This is a genomic window from Hansschlegelia beijingensis, assembly GCF_014196425.1.
GTDB lineage: Bacteria > Pseudomonadota > Alphaproteobacteria > Rhizobiales > Methylopilaceae > Methylopila > Methylopila beijingensis.
This window is the reverse complement of record NZ_JACIDR010000002.1, coordinates 570,124-582,706: the sequence shown is the minus strand read 5'-3', so window position 1 is coordinate 582,706 and position 12,583 is coordinate 570,124. Positions and strand designations below refer to the sequence as shown.

Genomic DNA, 12,583 nt, shown 5'->3' with positions numbered 1-12,583 from the left:
GCGTCCGGCCCCTATCTAGCTGCGCCCGCGCGGGCCCGGGCGGTGCCGAGGAACAGGACGAGGGTCGCGACGCCGAAGAAAGAGACGGCGACCGGCAGGGCGAACAGGCCGACCGTCTCCATGCCGAGCGTCTTGCCGAGCCCGACCCCCACGATCGCTCCGAACGTCATCTGCGCGAAGCCGACCAGCGAGGACGCCGCGCCCGCCCGCTCCGGGAAGGGCTGCAGCGCCGACGCCATGCTCTGCGGCATCACCAGCCCGACGCCGAACATGTAGAACATCATCGGGACCACGACGGCCGCCGGGCTCCGCGGTCCGAACAGGACCAGCCCGAGCATCAGCAGGCCGCCGAAGGCGACCGCCGCGGCGCCGACCCCGATCGCGCCGTCGAGCCCGCGTTTACGGACCAACGGGCCTGCCGTGAGGGTCCCGCCGATATAGCCGATGACGCCGATCGCGAACGCGGCCCCGTAGGCGATCTCGCTCAGCCCGTAGATCGACTGGAGGATGAAGGACGAGGTCGAGATGTAGGCGAACAGGCCGCCGAAGGCGATCGCCGTAAGGCCCAGATAGCTGACGAAGCCGCGGTGCCTCAGCAGCACGCCGTAGCTTTTCAGGACAGCGCCGAAGCTGAAGCCGCCCGCCGCGCGGGCGCGGATCGTCTCCGGCAGCCAGAGCGCGACGATGATCATCTCGCCGCCGAGAAGCAGCGTGAGCAGCACGAAGGTCGCCCGCCAGTTGAACGCGCTTTCCAGCACGCCGCCGATCAGCGGCGCGACCGCCGGGATAAGCCCGAGGATCGTCGCCATGTTCGACAGCTCGCGCGCGGCGCGCGCGCCGGAATAGAGGTCGCGGACGATCGAGCGGGCCAGCACGACCGGCCCCGCCCCGCCGAGCGCCTGAAGGAAGCGCGCCACGATCAGCGTCTCGATCGTGGGCGCGACCGCGCAGAGAGCGCTGCCGAAGGTGAACAGGACGAGGCTTGCGATCAGAACCGGCTTGCGGCCGCGGGAATCCGACAGCGGCCCATAGAGCACCTGCCCGCCCGCGAAGCCGACCAGAAACGCCGACAGGGTGAGTTGCCCCTGCGCGGGCGTCGCGTCGAGCGCCGCGGTCAGCGTCGGCAGCGACGGCAGATACATGTCGATCGCGAGCGGGCCGACCGCCGTGAGCAGCGCCAGCACGGCGGTGAGGGCGAGCGTGTCGGGCCGCAGGCGCATCGGTTCCGCAGACGTTGGGGACGAGACCGCCGAGGAGCGGCGACAAGGGCGTTCTAGGGCGGATGCAGGGGCTTTGAAGCGCAGAGCCGCCCTGCGCGGGCGGCGGTGCGCTTGGATCACTCCCGATTCCCGCCGAGAATGGCGGACGATCGTCCGCGACAGAAGGATTCAATGAATGAGCGACGACACGGGCCACGACCATGACCGCTGGAAACATGACGGCGTGCGCGTCATCAGAGGCGATCGGCTGGACCCGAACACGGCGCAGACGCCCGGCATGTTCCGACAGGCCGCGATCAACCACGCCCGCGTCGGCGCGCAGAAGATCTGGGCCGGAACGGTTTCGATCGAGCCGAACGCCAAGACCGGGGTGCACCACCACGGCGCGCTCGAGAGCGTGATCTTCGTGGTCCGCGGCAAGGCCCGGATGCGCTGGGGCGAGCGGCTCCAGTTCGTGGCGGAGGCGGGCCCCGGCGACTTCATCTTCGTGCCGCCCTACGTGCCGCACCAGGAGATCAACGCCGATCCCCAGAACCCGCTCGAATGCGTCCTGGTGCGGTCGGACAATGAGGCGGTGGTGGTGAACATCACCGACGTCGACCCGGTGGAGGCCCCGGAGGAGGTCTATTGGGTCGACCCGATCCACAAGCAGCCGCAGGGTCATTGAACAAGATCCGGTGAGCCGCGATCGCTCGCCGGCCGCCGGATTGCGGCCGGCGACGGGCGCTTGAGGAGGGCGCCCGCGGGCTCTCCGGGAGGTCGTGGGCCTTGCTCCAGCGGCGGTTCGGAATCCCGGGACGAGTTTGGATCCCGGCGCCAGAGGCGGGCCCGGATCGGATGAGGCGCCCCTCGCGGGCGGCCGACGGATGCGTCCGCTGCGGTTGATCGTCGTGATCGGTTGATTAGGATGCCCCGCGCAGCATCAAAGCCGGGGGGTCAGATGACCATTGCGCCAGACCTGATCACGCGCCTGTCGGGCATCGCTCGCGAGTTCGACGGCGCCGCCGATCCCAGCGAAGTCCGCGCCGACGCCCAGATGGTGGCGGACACGGCGCGGGACGCGGTGAGCGAGATACTGCGGCTGCGCGAGCTCGAGGCGAAGCTCAGGCCCCCGCTGCCCGGTCTTGGTGAGTTCGCGAGATGATCCGTTCGCGCCGCGCCTGATCTTCGCCGGCGCATCGCGACGTCTTCGGTCTGGCCGACCGCCTGCGAAGGCGTTCTGACGTAAGACCGCACCTCCCTACCGCAGGACGCGGCGCAGGCTCGCTGACCGCTGCCGGAGCGCTCGCCTGACCGAGGTCAATGCGGCGCGCCCGTCCGGTCTGGGACACTCCGTCCTGTCTGGGGCGGAGGTCAGCATGTCCAATCCCGATCGTTTCCGCCTGGACGGACACGTCGCCGTGGTGACAGGCGCGGGCGCGGGCATCGGGCGGGGGATCGCGACGATGTTCGCGGGCGCCGGCGCCGCAATCGTGGTCAGCGACCTGAAGGCCGAGGCCGCCGAGGCCGTGGCGGGCGAGATCGCCCGGGCGGGCGGCAAGGCCGTCGCCATGGCCTGCGACGTGACCCAAGAGGAGAAGCTGCAAACCCTGGTCGACACTGCGACGGAGAAGTTCGGCAAGCTTTCGCTGCTGGTCAACAATGCCGGCGGCGGCGGACCGAAGCCTTTCGACATGCCCATGAAAGACTTCCGCTGGGCCTATGAACTCAATCTCTTCTCGGTGTTCCGGCTGACGCAGCTGGCGGCGCCGCATCTGGCGGCCGCCGGCGATGGGGCGGTGCTGAGCATCTCCTCCATGGCGGGCGAGAACAGGAACGCGCGGATGGCCTCCTACGCCTCCTCCAAGGCCGCGCTGAACCATCTGACGCGCAACATCGCCTTCGACCTCGGCGCCATGGGGGTGCGGGTGAACGCCATCGCGCCGGGCGCGATCAGGACCCACGCGCTCGCCACCGTGCTCACCCCCGAGGTCGAGAAGGCCATGCTGCAGCACACCCCGGTCCGCCGGCTGGGCGAGGTCGAGGACATCGCCAATGCGGCGCTGTTCCTGTGTTCGCCCGCGGCGTCCTGGATCAGCGGCCAGATCCTGACCGTGTCCGGCGGCGGAACGCAGGAGCTCGACTGACCGGCCTTCCCCGCAGAGCCTCCAGGAGGCCACATGGCGCGCGCCTACGACGCCTTCGCCGAGTTCCGGATGACCGGGCACAACGTCGTCGTCACCGGCGGCGCCCAGAACATCGGCGCCGGGATCGCCCGGTCACTGGCGGGGGCGGGCGCGAGGGTGATGATCGCCGACCTCAATGGCGAGAAGGCCGCCGAGACCGCCGCCGCGATCGCGGCGGAGACCGGCCAGGACTGCCGCGGCATGGCCTGCGACGTGACGGACGAGGCGGCGATCCGCGCCGTCGTCGCCGCGACGGCGGACGCCTTCGGCGGCATCTCGACGCTCGTCAACAATGTGGGCTGGGGCGGCCGCCACCCTGATCCGACGGCCATCAGCGAAGAGGACTTCGTCCAGTCCTACAAGCTCAATGCGATCAGCGCCTACCGGATGAGCATGGCCTGCCTGCCCTATCTCGAGCAGGCCGAGAACGCGGCCATCGCCAATTCGAGCTCGTTCTCGGCCGCCACGCCCGCCTACGACATCCTGGCCTACGCCACCGCGAAAGCGGCGCTCACCCAGATGATGGTGTCGATCGCCCACATGCTCAGCAGGAAGGTGCGGGTCAATTCGCTGCTGATCGGCACGGTGATGACGGCCGGCTATGGCGAGGCCGGGATCGATCCGGCGATGCAGGATCGGTTGATGCATCCCGACAATCTGGTGGGCCGCACCGGCCGCCCGCAGGACGTCGCCAACGCCATGCTCTGGCTGTGTTCGCCCGCCGGCGGCTGGGTGAGCGGCCAGACGATCAACGTTCACGGCGGCGGCGGCGTGGTCCGCCTGTTCGGCGACTGACAGCCGCGCGCTCGGTGGAAGAGCCGCGGGCGCGGCGGCCGGGTCGAGCGTGACGACGCTAGGCGCTCGAGCGTCTTGCTGGTGAAGGCTGGGAAAAACTGGTGCTGCGAGAGAGGATTGAACTCTCGACCTCTCCCTTACCAAGGGAGTGCTCTACCACTGAGCTACCGCAGCGCCGGGGGCCGTTCGTTGCGCCGCCGCTGCGATGCGGGGCCTGAAGGCGCGCGGAAACTGCCACAAGCCCCCCGCCCGCGCAAGCGCCGCGGCCGAAGCCCTGAAAATGCGCCGGATCATGACCGCCGAACGGCCGAAAAGCTGCGCGCTTGTAGATTCGCCCGCCCGCCGCTAAGTTGCGAACGAACGTTCGCTCTCATGGAATTCCAGCTTGGACCAGCAGACCCCCACATCCCTTGCCCGGGCGGACCGCCAGGCCGAACAACGCCGGCGGATTCTCGACGCGGCGATCGCCTGCTTCGCGCGGGGCGGCTTCCACGCGACCGGGATGCAGGCGGTGTGCGCCGAGGCCGGGATGAGCCCCGGCGGGCTCTACCGGTACTTCCGGTCCAAGGAGGCGATCATCGAGGCCATCGTGGAGCGCGACCGCGCGGCGATTCCGGCGATGCTCGCCCCGCTGCTCGAGGCGGACGACGTGGTCGAGGCGATCGTCGAGGCGGCGCGCCAGTTCGTGGCCGGCAACCTCAAGTCGGAGGGCATGCCGATCTTCCCCGAGCTCTACGCCGAGGCGATCCGGAATCCGGCCGTGAAGGCGATCGCCGAGCGCTGCGACGTCGAGGTGCACGAGATCCTGGTGCGCGTGCTGGAGCGCGGCAAGACGCTCGGCCAGATCGACCCCGCGCTCGACGCCAACCACGCGGCGCGCCTGCTGATGGCGTTCTCCGACGGCGTGCTGCTGCGGATGCTGTATGAGCCCGCCGCGCGGCTCGAAGGCCTCATGCCGATGTTCGAGCGCTCGATCCGCAGCTTCCTGGCGGCGCCGGAGCAGGGCCGATGAGCGCGCCGGTGCGAACGCGCCGCTGGCCGTGGCTGCTCGCGCTCGCGGTGGCCTGCGGGGGCGTCGCGGCCTATGCGTACCGCGAGCCGATCGCCGGGCTGCTGCGTCGGGACCAGGCCCCGGCGCAGGCCGTTGCCATGCCGGCCCCGCCCTCGATCACCGTGGCCAAGGCCACGCTGCGCGAGATCGCGCAGAGCGTCGTGGTCACCGGCACGCTGGTGGCGCGCGACGAGATCATGGTCGGGGCGCAGATCGACGGGCTGCGGCTCGTCTCCTACCTGGTCGACGTCGGCGACCACGTCGAGCAGGGGCAGGTTCTCGCCCGGCTCGACCGCGACATGCTGGAGACCCAGCTCGCGCAGAACGCGTCGCAGCTCGCCCGCGCGGAAGCCGCGATCGCCCAGGTGCGCGCCGCGATCGCCGAGGCCGAAGCCTCGCGCGTCGATGCGGAGGCCGCGCTGAAGCGCGCCGAAACGTTGAAGCTCAGCGGCAACGTCACCGAGGAGCTGCTCCAGACCCGCCGGACCGCGATGCGCGTCGCGGAGGCGCGGCTGCGCGCGCAGAACGAGAACCTCCGGGTCGCGGAGTCGGAGAAGGCGCTAGCCGAGGCGCAGGGCCGGGAGATCGAGATCCGCCTCGCCCGCACCGAGGTGCGGGCGCCGGCCTCCGGAGTGGTGTCGGACCGCACAGCGCGGGTCGGCCAGACGGTCGGCCTCGCGGGCGAGCCGCTGTTCCGGCTGGTGCGCGACGGCGAGGTCGAGCTCGAGGCGGAAGTCACCGAAACCCGGCTTCATTCCGTGGAGCCGGGGCAGCCGGCGCGCATCGAGGTCGCGGGCTTCGCCGAACCGATCGAGGGCAAGGTGCGCCTGGTCGCGCCCACGGTCGACGCGGCGACCCGCCTCGGCAGGGTCAAGATCGCGCTGCCGGCGGACCGCAATCTGCGGCCCGGCCTGTTCGCCCGCGGCGCCATCGAGGTGGCCCGACGCGAGGGCCTCGTGGTCCCGCAATCCGCGGTGCTGTTCGGCGCCACGGGCCCCCGCGTGCAGGTGGTGAGCGACGGCGTCGTCGCCGAACGCAGCGTCGCCATCGGCCTGCAGGACGCAGACGGGGTGGAGATCCTGCGCGGCGTCTCCGACGGCGAGCTCGTCGTGGCGCGCGCCGGCGGCTTCCTGCGCGACGGCGACCGGATCACCGCTGTCACGCCGCCGGACGCCCGGGCCGGCGCCGACGTCATCTCGGAGCGCTGAGCCGTGGCGCTTAACATCTCCGCCCGCGCGATCCGCAAGCCGATTCCGCCGCTCGTGCTGTTCGCGGTGCTGCTGGCGGTCGGGCTGTTCTCGTTCGCGTCGCTGCCGGTCACGCGGATGCCGAACATCGACCTGCCGCTCGTCTCGGTCACCATCAACCAGTCCGGCGCGGCGCCCAGCGAACTCGAGCTGCAGGTCACGAAGCGGGTCGAGACCGCGGTCGCCGGCATCGCGGGGGTCAAGCACATCACCTCATCGGTCAGCGACGGCCTGTCGCTGACCACGATCGAGTTCCAGCTGGAGACCCAGGTCGACCGGGCCGTGAACGACGTGCGCGACGCGGTGACGAAAATCCGGACCGAGTTGCCGCAATCGATCGAAGAGCCGCTGATCCAGCGCATCGACATCGAGGGCATGGCGATCGCCACCTATGCGGCGTCCGCGCCTTCGATGACCCCCGAAGAGCTGTCCTGGTATGTCGACGACCGCATCGTGCGCGCGCTGCAGGCGGTGCGCGGGGTCGCCCAGGTGAAGCGCGAAGGCGGCGTCGACCGCGAGATTCGCATCGCGCTCGACCCGGCGCGCCTGCAGGCGCTCGGCGTCACGGCCGCCGACGTCAACGCGCAGCTCAGGGCCACCAATGTGGATCTCGCCGGCGGCCGCGGCGAAGTCGGGTCGCAGGAGCAGTCGATCCGCACGCTGGGCGGCGCCCTGACGGTCGAGCGGCTCGGCGCGACTCGCATCATCCTGCCGGGCGGCCGGGAGACGCAGCTGTCGGAGCTCGGCGACGTCACCGACGGTTCGGCGGAGCCGCGCGTCTCCGCCCGGCTCGACGGCAAGCCGATCGTCGCCTTCGGCATCTACCGCTCCAAGGGATTCTCGGACGTCACCGTGGCGGCGGCGGCCGCGGAGAAGCTCAAGGAGCTCGCGGCCGCGAACCCCGCCGTCAGCATCACGCCGATCGACACGACGGTCCGCTACACCGAGGCGGACTACCGTTCGGCCATGCACACGCTGATCGAAGGCGCCGTGCTGGCGGTGATCGTGGTGTTCCTGTTCCTGCGCGACTTCCGCGCCACGGTGATCTCCACGCTCGCCATTCCGCTGTCGGTGCTGCCGACGTTCTGGGCGATGGAGATGCTGGGCTTCTCGCTCAATGCCGTCAGCCTGCTCGCGATCACGCTCGTCACCGGCATCCTGGTCGACGACGCCATCGTCGAGATCGAGAACATCGTCCGGCACATCCGGATGGGGAAGTCGCCCTACCGCGCGGCGATCGAGGCCGCGGACGAGATCGGCCTGGCCGTGGTGGCGACGACCGCCACCATCATCGCGGTGTTCGTGCCGGTCAGCTTCATGGGCGGCATCGCCGGGCAGTACTTCAAGCAGTTCGGCATCACGGTCGCGATCGCGGTGGCGTTCTCGCTGCTGGTGGCGCGGCTCATCACGCCGCTGCTCGCCGCCTTCTTCCTGCGCGATCACGGCGCGCGCGAAGAGGAGGACGGCTGGCTCATGCGCGCCTATGCGCGCGCGCTCGCCGTCTCGGTGCGCTGGCGCTTCACCACGGTGGCGGCCGGAATCGCGCTGTTCGTCGGCTCGATCATGCTCGCCGGCCTGCTCCCCTCGGGCTTCCTGCCGGAGAACGACACCTCGCGCTCGATCCTGAAGATCGAGCTGCCCCCGGGCGCCACGCTCGCGCAGTCGGACGCGGTCGCCACCCGCATCACGACGATGCTGAAGCGCCGGCCGGAGGTGGAGTCCGTCTACGCCACCGTGGGCTCGGGCGCGCAGGGCGGCGTCTCGATGGCGGCCGGCGAGGTGCGCAAGGGCGTGCTGATCATCAATCTCAAGCCGCGCGCCGAGCGGGCGCTCACGCAGAAGCAGTTCGAGGGCGAGTTCCGGCGCGAGCTCGCCGCGATCCCCGACCTGCGCAGCAATTTCGGCAACGACGCGGGCCAGCGCGAGTTCACGCTGATCGTCTCCGGCGCGGACGGGGCCGCGGTGGAGCGCGCCGCGGTGGCGCTCGAGAAGGAGACGCGCGATCGCGTTCCGCAGCTCCTGAACGTGATCTCGACGGCCGCCATCGACCGGCCCGAGATCCGCATCACGCCGAAGCTCGACGAGGCCGCGAAGCTCGGCGTCTCGGTCGCCCAGATCGCCGAGACGGTGCGGATCGCGACGATCGGCGACATCAGCCAGAACCTCGCAAAGTTCTCCGCCGGCGATCGCCAGGTGCCGATCCGGGTGCAGCTCGACGAGGCGGCGCGCACCGAGCTTTCGACGTTCGAATCCCTGCGGGTGCGCCGCGACGCCGGCGGCAGCGTGCCGCTGACCGCCGTGGCCGACGTCGGCTTCGGGCAGGGCCCGACCAGCCTCGACCGCTACGACCGCGACCGCAGGGTCGCGATCGAGGGCGATCTCGCGCCCGGCGTGGTGCTCGGCGAGGCGCTGGCGGCCGTCAAGGCGCTGCCGGCCGCGCAGAACCTGCCCGAGGGCGTGGAGCTGAAGGAGTTCGGCGACGCGGAGATCATGCAGGAGATCTTCACCGGCTTCGCGACCGCGATGGCGGCCGGCGTTCTGCTGGTCTTCGCGGTGCTCGTGCTGCTGTTCGCGGACGTCGTCCAGCCCGTCACCATCCTGGTGTCGCTGCCGCTGTCGATCGGCGGCGCGCTGGTGGCGCTGCTCGTCACCGGTAATCCGGTGAGCCTGCCGGTGGTGATCGGCTTCCTGATGCTGATGGGCATCGTGACCAAGAACGCGATCCTGCTGGTGGATTTCGCGATCGAGGAGATCGCCCGCGGCGTGCCGCGCACGGAGGCGCTGATCGACGCGGGCCGCAAGCGCGCGCGGCCGATCGTGATGACCACCGTCGCGATGGTGGCCGGCATGGTGCCCTCGGCGCTCGCTCTCGGCGAGGGCGGCGCGTTCCGCGCCCCGATGGCCATCGCGGTGATCGGCGGTCTGATCGCCTCGACGGTGCTCAGCCTGTTGTTCGTGCCCGCGGTGTTCACGATCATGGACGACCTGCGCGGACTGTTCGCGCGGGTCTTCGGCCGTTTCGTCGGCCCCCGCGACGAGGAGGTCGCGCCCGGGAAGGATGATCAGGTCGCCGCGCCTGCGCTGCGGGCGGCGGAATAACCGCCCTCCTATACCTCCCCCGCAACGCTAATAGGACTTGCGCACCTCCGGTCTTGCAACCGCGCATGGTTCCTTGTCTGGAACCGGTCCAATCTCGCCGTTAGCATGCGCAGCATCCAGAGCCGTCGCCGGAGCGCGGCGGCCTATGCGCGGCCCGATGGGGCCGCCCGGGAGACATCCATGATCAAGCTGAAAATCAACGGCGAGGAGCGCTCCGTCGACGTCGACGCAGACACCCCTCTGCTCTGGGTCATCCGCGACGAGATCGGCCTGACGGGCACCAAGTTCGGCTGCGGCCAGGCGCTGTGCGGCGCCTGCACGGTTCATATGGACGGCCAGGCGGTGCGCTCCTGCCAGACCATGGTGGGCGATGTCGGGGACGCCCAGATCGTCACCATCGAGGGTCTGGTCGGCGCGAACGCGACGCCGGAGGGCAAGGCCGTGCAGGCGGCCTGGCGCGCGCTCGACGTCGTGCAGTGCGGCTACTGCCAGTCCGGCCAGATGATGTCGGCCGCGGCCCTGCTCGCCGAGAACAAGAAGCCGACCGACGAAGACATCAACGCCGCGCTCGACGGCAACGTATGCCGCTGCGCGACCTATCAGCGGATTCGCGCCGCGGTGCATGACGCCGCCCGCAGGCTGGAGGCCTGAGCCATGAGCATTCAGGACAGGATCAGGGGCGGCGCGCCGCTCGACATGAGCCGCCGCGGCTTCCTCGCGATCGCGGGCGGCGCCGGCGTCGGGCTGATGGTGGGTCTGAAGCCGCTCCCCGCCGAGGCGGAAGCGGCCGGCGGGGTCGTTCAGTTCAACCCCTTCGTCAAGGTCGCCCCGGACGGCGCGATCACCGTGGTGGTCAAGCACCTCGACATGGGACAGGGCCCGACGACCGGGCTCGCGACCCTCATCGCCGAGGAGATGGACGCCGACTGGAGCCAGATGCGGACCGAGTTCGCGCCGGCCGACGCCAATCTCTACGCCAATCTGGTGTTCAAGGCGCAGGGCACCGGCGGCTCCACCGCGATGGCCAACTCCTGGGAGCAGTATCGCACCGCAGGCGCGGCCGCCCGCGCCGCTCTGGTGAAGGCCGCCGCCGACAAGTGGCAGGTCGCGCAGGGCGAGATCGTGGTCGACAAGGGCGTGCTGTCGCACCCCTCGGGCAAGCGCGGCACCTATGGCGAGTTCGCTGAAGCCGCCGCCAAGCTGCCGGCGCCGATCGGGGCGCCGCAGGAGACGCCCTACAAGGACGCCGCCAAGTTCAAGCTGATCGGCAAGGAAGGCCTGCACCGGATCGACAATGATCCGAAGACGGACGGCACCGCGATCTACACCCAGGACGTGAAGCTGCCCGGCATGCTGGTCGCGGCGGTGGCGCATCCGCCGCGCTTCGGCGGCAAGGTGAAGAGCTTCGACGACTCGGAGGCCAGGAAGGTCAAGGGCGTCGAGAAGGTGGTGCAGATCCCGCAGGGCGTCGCGGTGCTGGCGCGGAACACCTGGGCGGCCTTCAAGGGCCGCGACGCGCTGAAGGTCGAGTGGGACGACTCCGGCGCCGAGATGCGCGGCAGCGAGCAGATGCTCAAGGAAGCGCGCGAGGCGGTCTCAAAGCCCGGCGCCGCGGTCGCCACCAACAAGGGCGCCGTCGCGGCCGGGTTCGAGGGCGCGGCCAAGGTCGTCGAGGCGGAGTACACCTTCCCGTATCTGGCGCACGCGGCCATGGAGCCTCTGAACTGCGTCGCGCAGATCAAGGACGGCGCGGTCAAGCTCACCTTCGGCTCGCAGTTCCAGTCGATCGACCAGCCGACGGCGGCTGCGATCGCGGGCGTCACGCCCGACAAGGTGACGATCGAGACCGTGTGGGCCGGCGGCAGCTTCGGCCGCCGCGCGGTGCCGACCGCGGACTACGTGGCCGAGGCGGTCGCGATCGCCAAGGCGAGCGGCGGCGACGCGCCGGTGAAGCTCGTCTGGACCCGCGACGACGACACCAAGGGCGGCTACTACCGGCCGTTCTACGCCCATCGGGTGCGCGCGGCGATCGGCGCCGACGGCATGCCGGTCGCCTGGGAGCACCGCATCGCGGGCCAGTCGATCTTCGCCGGCACCGCGCTGGAGGCGATGGCCGTGAAGGACGGCGTGGACGAGACCTCGGTCGAAGGCGCCTCCAACCTCGCCTACGCGGTCCCCAACCTCAGGGTGGAGCTCACCACCCTGAAGGCGGGGGTTCCGGTGCTGTGGTGGCGGTCCGTCGGCCACACCCACACCGCCCATGTGGTCGAGACCATGATCGACGAACTGGCGCATGCGGCCGGCAAGGACCCGGTCGAGTACCGGCTCGCCCTGCTCAAGGACAAGCCGCGTCATCTGGCGGCGCTGAAGCTCGCGGCCGAGAAGGCCGGCTGGGCCCCCGGCTCCAAGCCCGAGAAGGGCAAGGGCCGCGGGGTCGCGGTGCATGAGAGCTTCAACACCATCGTCGCGGAGGTGGTCGACGTCACGATCACCAAGGACGGCGGCGTGAAGGTCGACCGCGTCGTGGCCGGCGTGGAGTGCGGCACGGTCATCAACCCGGACGTCGTCCGCGCCCAGGTCGAGGGCGGCGTCGGCTTCGGCCTCGGCGCCGCGCTGCGCAACGCCATCACGCTCGAGGACGGCGTGGTGCAGCAGGCGAATTTCGACACCTACGAGCCGCTGCGGATGTCGGACATGCCGAAGGTCGAAGTCTACACCGTGCCGAGCGACGCCAAGCCGACCGGCATCGGCGAACCGGGCGTTCCGCCGCTCGCGCCGGCCCTCGCCAACGCGATCTTCTCCGCCACCGGCAAGCGCGTCCGCGACCTGCCGCTGGGCGACCAGAAGTTCACGACCGCCTGAACCCGACCGGGTTCACCATGAAGGGCCGGCGCGCAAGCGCCGGCCTTTTCTCGTTGGAGGACCGGCGGCGAAGGGACGGCGCGGGCCCTCCGGCCTTTATCCCTGCGGCCGTGATGGCTATGGCTCGCGGCCGCAGGGCGGCAA

The 12,583-nt window shown here is 70.6% G+C and carries 10 protein-coding genes and 1 tRNA gene; 9 read left to right on the top strand and 2 right to left on the bottom strand.

Features of this window, described 5'->3' with window-relative positions:
• Nucleotides 1-11: 11 nt before the first annotated feature.
• The gene (locus tag GGR24_RS09260) at nucleotides 12-1,220 is read right to left on the bottom strand and encodes a multidrug effflux MFS transporter (RefSeq protein ID WP_183395043.1); all 1,209 of its coding nucleotides are present in this window, start codon (nucleotides 1,218-1,220) and stop codon (nucleotides 12-14) included.
• A 175-nt stretch (nucleotides 1,221-1,395) separates the two neighbouring features.
• Here GGR24_RS09260 and GGR24_RS09255 point away from each other — a divergent pair, with 175 nt between their 5' ends.
• The 4 genes from GGR24_RS09255 (at nucleotide 1,396) to GGR24_RS09240 (ending at nucleotide 4,180) form a co-directional block, all read left to right on the top strand.
• The gene (locus tag GGR24_RS09255) at nucleotides 1,396-1,887 is read left to right on the top strand and encodes a cupin domain-containing protein (protein ID WP_183395042.1); all 492 of its coding nucleotides are present in this window, start codon (nucleotides 1,396-1,398) and stop codon (nucleotides 1,885-1,887) included.
• Between the two features lie 273 nt (nucleotides 1,888-2,160).
• Nucleotides 2,161-2,364, top strand: coding sequence for a hypothetical protein (locus GGR24_RS09250; protein ID WP_183395041.1), 204 nt, complete (start codon nucleotides 2,161-2,163; stop codon nucleotides 2,362-2,364).
• Nucleotides 2,365-2,578: 214 nt separating this feature from the next.
• Nucleotides 2,579-3,346: a 7-alpha-hydroxysteroid dehydrogenase gene (gene hdhA / locus GGR24_RS09245; protein WP_183395040.1), complete on the top strand. Its 768-nt coding sequence runs from the start codon at nucleotides 2,579-2,581 to the stop codon at nucleotides 3,344-3,346.
• Between the two features lie 33 nt (nucleotides 3,347-3,379).
• The gene (locus tag GGR24_RS09240) at nucleotides 3,380-4,180 is read left to right on the top strand and encodes an SDR family oxidoreductase (protein ID WP_183395039.1); all 801 of its coding nucleotides are present in this window, start codon (nucleotides 3,380-3,382) and stop codon (nucleotides 4,178-4,180) included.
• Nucleotides 4,181-4,279: 99 nt separating this feature from the next.
• On the opposite strand, the gene GGR24_RS09235 is transcribed toward GGR24_RS09240, so the two are convergent.
• A tRNA-Thr gene (locus GGR24_RS09235) sits at nucleotides 4,280-4,354 on the bottom strand.
• Nucleotides 4,355-4,565: 211 nt separating this feature from the next.
• Here GGR24_RS09235 and GGR24_RS09230 point away from each other — a divergent pair.
• The 5 genes from GGR24_RS09230 (at nucleotide 4,566) to GGR24_RS09210 (ending at nucleotide 12,439) form a co-directional block, all read left to right on the top strand.
• Nucleotides 4,566-5,192: a TetR/AcrR family transcriptional regulator gene (locus tag GGR24_RS09230; protein ID WP_246398183.1), complete on the top strand. Its 627-nt coding sequence runs from the start codon at nucleotides 4,566-4,568 to the stop codon at nucleotides 5,190-5,192.
• Entirely contained in the window at nucleotides 5,189-6,439 is a 1,251-nt protein-coding gene (locus GGR24_RS09225) for an efflux RND transporter periplasmic adaptor subunit (RefSeq protein ID WP_183395038.1), read from the top strand. Before GGR24_RS09230 ends, GGR24_RS09225 begins: the two co-directional genes overlap by 4 nt.
• A gap of 3 nt (nucleotides 6,440-6,442) precedes the next feature.
• A complete protein-coding gene (locus GGR24_RS09220) occupies nucleotides 6,443-9,577 on the top strand; it encodes an efflux RND transporter permease subunit (protein ID WP_183395037.1) in 3,135 nt (1,044 codons plus the stop codon).
• A gap of 180 nt (nucleotides 9,578-9,757) precedes the next feature.
• Nucleotides 9,758-10,228 carry a (2Fe-2S)-binding protein gene (locus GGR24_RS09215; RefSeq protein WP_183395036.1) on the top strand — a complete coding sequence of 157 codons (471 nt, stop codon included), beginning with the start codon at nucleotides 9,758-9,760 and terminating at the stop codon, nucleotides 10,226-10,228.
• A gap of 3 nt (nucleotides 10,229-10,231) precedes the next feature.
• Complete coding sequence (locus GGR24_RS09210; protein ID WP_183395035.1) at nucleotides 10,232-12,439, top strand: xanthine dehydrogenase family protein molybdopterin-binding subunit; 2,208 nt, start codon at nucleotides 10,232-10,234, stop codon at nucleotides 12,437-12,439.
• Nucleotides 12,440-12,583: the final 144 nt, after the last annotated feature.

Excerpts from the sequence above, each read along its gene's own strand:
- GGR24_RS09215 (WP_183395036.1), top strand. The coding sequence starts at position 9,758 with ATGATCAAGCTGAAAATCAACGGCGAGGAGCGCTCCGTCGACGTCGAC.
- GGR24_RS09260 (WP_183395043.1), bottom strand. The coding sequence starts at position 1,220 with ATGCGCCTGCGGCCCGACACGCTCGCCCTCACCGCCGTGCTGGCGCTG.
- GGR24_RS09210 (WP_183395035.1), top strand. The coding sequence starts at position 10,232 with ATGAGCATTCAGGACAGGATCAGGGGCGGCGCGCCGCTCGACATGAGC.
- GGR24_RS09255 (WP_183395042.1), top strand. The coding sequence starts at position 1,396 with ATGAGCGACGACACGGGCCACGACCATGACCGCTGGAAACATGACGGC.
- GGR24_RS09225 (WP_183395038.1), top strand. The coding sequence starts at position 5,189 with ATGAGCGCGCCGGTGCGAACGCGCCGCTGGCCGTGGCTGCTCGCGCTC.
- GGR24_RS09240 (WP_183395039.1), top strand. The coding sequence starts at position 3,380 with ATGGCGCGCGCCTACGACGCCTTCGCCGAGTTCCGGATGACCGGGCAC.
- GGR24_RS09250 (WP_183395041.1), top strand. The coding sequence starts at position 2,161 with ATGACCATTGCGCCAGACCTGATCACGCGCCTGTCGGGCATCGCTCGC.
- hdhA (WP_183395040.1), top strand. The coding sequence starts at position 2,579 with ATGTCCAATCCCGATCGTTTCCGCCTGGACGGACACGTCGCCGTGGTG.